This is a genomic window from Chloroflexota bacterium (assembly GCA_009840355.1).
Classification (GTDB): domain Bacteria; phylum Chloroflexota; class Dehalococcoidia; order Lucifugimonadales; family JADFKI01; genus Bin90.
Window position 1 is genome coordinate 1 of the sequence record VXNZ01000042.1, and the last position, 3,170, is coordinate 3,170.

A 3,170-nucleotide genomic window follows, 5' to 3' on the forward strand; every position below is an offset into this window, starting at 1 on the left:
AGCACTAGGGACTTTGGATCCCTCAGTTCAGGTTCGAATCCTGGCTCGGCAGCCACGACCGTAAGCATGGACGGAACGAGAACGCTTGGTTGTGCGAACGGACGACAGCTATCAACCCTGGCGGATGGTATCGAATAGCTTGGTGCCGTATCTTCCGGGGATTATATCGAATTTTACCTACTGCCCTCTAGCTTACCCGCGCTTTCCATCGGCGATTCTTACTCTTCACAGCGTCCATTGCCCAGGCGCACAAGAAAAGAGCCACGGACACTGGAGCGACTATGTAGAGTTCCAAGCCGTCGATATTCGCAATAGCAATCGGCAGTCCCAAGAACACAAACTCCAATATCCGGCTCCACTTGTGTACTCTTTCTCTCCAGACATTCAAGTAATCAACCTTCCTTCCAGCGACGAAGTCCACACCAAGCGCATATTCCTCATCTTGTCCCGGACCACCGCCGAGTTGACCTGGTGATCCTGCTAACTGTTGCCTCGCCTCTCTGGTACCATCTTCCTCGATCCATTTTTCCAGATCTCGATCCCAACTACCAAATATGACCCGCTTCGCCCACTTCCAGTTAGTACGAAGCTCATCTCTTGTCAATCGCCTCTTCCGTTGGACGTTACCAACCTGCTCATTATCTCCCAAGATGATGTACAGGCTCTTTCGTTGTTCGTCATACTCGAATGTCATGCCGAGATTACTATGGGCAGCGTCGATAACCTCGATCCAGTTCAAATCGGTAATCCTGCTTGAAGGATATGATTCTGACTTGATCGTAACGCTCCTGCCAGAGGCGCGTTCGCCGTTGTGCAACGGGACATTGTTCGATTGGCCGTGAAGAACAATCACATTTTCTGACAGTTGGACTGTCGGTGTTCTGCTAAACCTGGGCACTGGCACACCCCCCGCACACCACATCATCCCCCAACACCTGGGGCCACTCCACCACTTCCCCGCACGCCACACAGCGATACACCCGCCCAACAATCTTGCGCGGCCGTGCTCGCCGCAACGTCGCTCGCGCAAGTTCCTCAACGCTCACGTTCACTCTCGGCGGATAGCCTGCCTGTTCAGTCATTCCTGCTCCTTCCCAATGAGGTCAGCGTACCGCAGTCGCTTGCCCTCACCGGCTGCGACCAGCACCGCCATCTGCTCGTCCGTATCCCGCTCACGAGCGTTGTGACGACCCTCAAACTCGCTCACGTAGCGATGCAGGTGCTTCGCGCTCATGCTGTGATACGTGCCCATGTGCCCGCGCTTGAGCATCGACCAAAAGCTCTCAATGCCGTTCGTGTGAGCCTGTCCCTTGACGTACTCGCCAACAGAGTGCTCCACCACGCCATGCTCTCTGCCGAGCCCCAGGTACGCACGCGAACCGTCCGTGTAGACAGTCGCATCGTGCTCCGTGCCGTCGTGAACGAAACTGAGCAGCGTGCGAGCGTCAGGCGTATCAATGACCTGCGCCTTGACGCGATTCGTCTCACGGTCCTTGAGACCGGCAACGGGAGTCTTCCCGCCTGTTCCGCCGCCCTGTCGCTTGCGCTTTGATTCGTGCTTGTTGCGCTCCAGTCCGCCCATGTAGGTTTCGTCTGCCTCGACTGGACCAGTGAATGGGGCTTCCTGCGCAGTGTTCCACGCCTCACGAATCCGGTGCGCCATATGCCACGCGGTCTTCTGCGAAACGCCGAGGTCGCGGTGCAGCTTCATACTGGACACACCCTTGAGCGACGTGGACATCAGGAAGAACGCCATTGCCCACTTGCGCAGAGGCACGTTCGAGCTGTGCATGATCCAATCGGTCTTGACACTGAAATCCTTGCGGCAGTCTCGGCAGCGGAAGGGCTGCGGCTTGCGCGTGGGGCGCTCCTGAATGTTCATACTGCCACAACGCACGCAAGCCACGCCGTTGGGCCAACGGGTCTCGATGAACCACGCTTCGGCGAGTTCGTCAGTGCGAAACTTCTCAAACGCCTCGAACAAGGTAATGCCCTGCCTGTGAGACTTGCCCGGTGCCTTCGTTGTCATAGCGATACATCCTTCTAACTATATTCAATCGCTTATACATACATTATCTCATGCATATGTTCTACTTGTCAAGCCAAGGGGTTTACTTGACGAATGGCCCCCTCGTCGTGAGATGATTGAGAAAGCGCCAGCAGGTGTATGTGCCTGCTGGCGCTTTCTCGTGGCCTCGTAGCTCAGTGGACAGAGCACCGTGCATGCCAAGCCGGAGGTCGATGGTCCGAATCCATCCGAGGCTACAAGACAATCCTACACCAGTTCGACTAGTACTCTCCGCAGTAGTCGAGGTTTGGCTGAATCGGAGTCCAAAATGCGGTGACTAGCCTGAACGTTGCAGATACGACGTTACCGGAATGGTCAGATGCCAATAATGTGAGTTCGTCGTACTGCTTCAATTCTGTCATGAACTCCCTCGTGCTGAGCTCGGTGTTCCGCCAATCTGTCCATCTCCAGATTCGCTTTGTTGTTTCTGGCGGTTGATAGACTCCATCACCGCCACTTGCGCCGTAGTATTCGTGCGGACTCCACGTACCCTGCACTGTCCCGATAGCGTGTGCCACAACGGGCCGATTGAGATCTGCCGCCACCCCTTGAAGTCCCCACCAACCGTTGAACTTGTAGACCAGCCTGCCTTCATCGTTGAAGCCCTGCCCACAAGAAAAGCTCAGATTGGCACTCCGCACTCTATCGTCATTACTCTCATGCGCCCAGAGTTTGAGTTCCGTCCGCCATGTCTCGATATCATTGTCATTCTCTGCGATGAACTCGATTCTGGTTCCCCACCAGTCTCCGCTGGGGTAGTAGACCGGCAAACGCACGGCCGGAGACGCAGCGGATATCTCCACGGGTGTTGACGACAACCATCTGCCCGTCCGCACGTCTGCGCCCAGGTATCTGCCTCTAGGCAGAATACGCTCACCCCAGCTATCTCCCTCTCTCACTTGCAGCGCGAACTCGACACGCCCATCTTCGTGCTTGTAGGCGTTGATTCGCGCTTCTGAGGCAGACTGTCCTTGCGTCCCTAACAGTGCCGACGGCACAGCAACAGCTGCGAGCAACAGACCGGTGATTACGAACTTCCACACGTGGGTCCCCTTCCGACGACGGATCACATTGTCGCCAAACAAGGGTGAAATCCGCGACT

Annotated in this window: 4 protein-coding genes and 1 tRNA gene; 1 reads left to right on the forward strand and 4 read right to left on the reverse strand. The window is 55.9% G+C overall.

The window, feature by feature from the left end; translation table 11 throughout:
* Positions 1 to 187: 187 nt before the first annotated feature.
* From F4X57_11175 to F4X57_11185, 3 genes are all read right to left on the reverse strand, one after another.
* On the reverse strand, positions 188 to 739 hold the full coding sequence (locus tag F4X57_11175; protein MYC07711.1) for a hypothetical protein: 552 nt from the start codon (positions 737 to 739) through the stop codon (positions 188 to 190).
* A gap of 145 nt (positions 740 to 884) precedes the next feature.
* The gene (locus F4X57_11180; protein MYC07712.1) at positions 885 to 1,082 is read right to left on the reverse strand and encodes a hypothetical protein; all 198 of its coding nucleotides are present in this window, start codon (positions 1,080 to 1,082) and stop codon (positions 885 to 887) included.
* Positions 1,079 to 2,029 carry an IS1595 family transposase gene (locus F4X57_11185; GenBank protein ID MYC07713.1) on the reverse strand — a complete coding sequence of 317 codons (951 nt, stop codon included), beginning with the start codon at positions 2,027 to 2,029 and terminating at the stop codon, positions 1,079 to 1,081. Before F4X57_11185 ends, F4X57_11180 begins: the two co-directional genes overlap by 4 nt.
* A 162-nt stretch (positions 2,030 to 2,191) precedes the next feature.
* Between F4X57_11185 and F4X57_11190 the strand changes: the two genes are divergently transcribed.
* Positions 2,192 to 2,265: transfer RNA gene (locus F4X57_11190), tRNA-Gly, on the forward strand.
* 24 nt (positions 2,266 to 2,289) lie between these two features.
* Here the strand turns inward: F4X57_11190 and F4X57_11195 are convergent.
* On the reverse strand, positions 2,290 to 3,111 hold the full coding sequence (locus F4X57_11195) for a hypothetical protein (protein ID MYC07714.1): 822 nt from the start codon (positions 3,109 to 3,111) through the stop codon (positions 2,290 to 2,292).
* Positions 3,112 to 3,170: the final 59 nt, after the last annotated feature.